The 1,368-nt window shown below is 58.9% G+C and carries 1 protein-coding gene; it reads left to right on the top strand.

Translation table 11 applies throughout. The annotated features are described in order from the left end of the window. The coding region (locus OU682_RS23985; protein ID WP_329609851.1) for an Orn/Lys/Arg decarboxylase N-terminal domain-containing protein at window positions 1–1,368 on the top strand (1,368 nt) is incomplete at both ends.

The following is a 1,368-nucleotide window of genomic DNA, read 5'->3' as shown; positions in this document are numbered from 1 at the left end:
CTGGGCATCCGCGGTCTGGCCCAGGCCATCGAGGCTGAGGGTTTCGAGGTATTGGGTGCGACCAGCTATGGCGACCTGTCAAAATTTGCCCAGCAGCAAAGCCGCGCAAGCGCCTTCGTGTTGTCAATCGACGATGAGGAGTTCAGCCCCGGCCCCGACCTTGACCCTGCTGTGGTGAACCTGCGGTCGTTCATCGAGGAGGTGCGATGGAAGAACGCCGACGTGCCGATCTTTCTGCATGGCGAAACGAAAACAAGCCGGCATCTGCCCAATGACATTCTGCGCGAGTTGCACGGCTTCATCCACATGTTCGAAGATACGTCTGAATTTGTGGCCAAGCACATCATTCGCGAGGCCAAGAGTTATTTGGAAGGCATTCAGCCGCCCTTCTTCAAAGCGCTTCTGGATTATGCCGAGGACGGTTCCTATTCGTGGCACTGTCCGGGCCATTCAGGCGGTGTGGCCTTCCTGAAATCTCCCATCGGACAGATGTATCACCAGTTCTACGGCGAGAACATGCTGCGGGCCGATGTCTGCAACGCGGTTGAAGAACTGGGCCAGCTTCTGGACCATAACGGCGCCATCGGCGCATCCGAACGCAATGCCGCGCGGATCTTCAATGCGGACCACTGCTTTTTCGTGACCAACGGTACCTCGACCTCGAACAAGATGGTCTGGCACCACACGGTCGCACCCGGCGATATCGTCGTGGTGGATCGCAACTGTCACAAGTCGATCCTGCACGCGATCATCATGACCGGCGCCATCCCTGTCTTCCTGCGACCCACCCGCAACCATTGGGGCATCATCGGCCCCATCGCCCACGCCGAATTCGAACCCGAATCCATCCGCGCCAAGATCCGCGCCAACCCCTTGCTGGAGGGTGTCGATGCAGATGCGGTCAGGCCCCGCATGATGACGCTGACCCAGTCCACTTATGACGGGGTCCTCTACAACACCGAGGAAATCAAGCGGATGCTTGATGGCTATGTCGAGAACCTGCATTTCGACGAAGCCTGGATCCCGCATGCGGCCTTCCATCCCTTCTACGGTACCTATCACGCCATGGGCCGCAAGCGCGACCGCACCAGGCACGCTGTGACCTATGCGACGCAGTCGATCCACAAGCTCCTGGCAGGGATAAGCCAAGCCAGCCACGTCCTGGTCCAGGATTCCGAGGAAACAAAACTGGATCGGCACCTCTTCAATGAATCCTACTTGATGCACACGTCGACCAGTCCGCAGTATTCGATCATTGCAAGTTGCGACGTAGCCGCCGCAATGATGGAGCCGCCGGGCGGCACGGCCCTGGTCGAGGAGTCGATCCTGGAAGCCTTGGATTTCCGCCGCGCCATGCGCAAGGTCGAT

The organism is Paracoccus benzoatiresistens, assembly GCF_026913015.1.
Taxonomy (GTDB): domain Bacteria; phylum Pseudomonadota; class Alphaproteobacteria; order Rhodobacterales; family Rhodobacteraceae; genus Paracoccus; species Paracoccus benzoatiresistens.
Note: the sequence above shows the minus strand (reverse complement) of the source record. Positions and strands in the feature narration are given on the sequence as shown.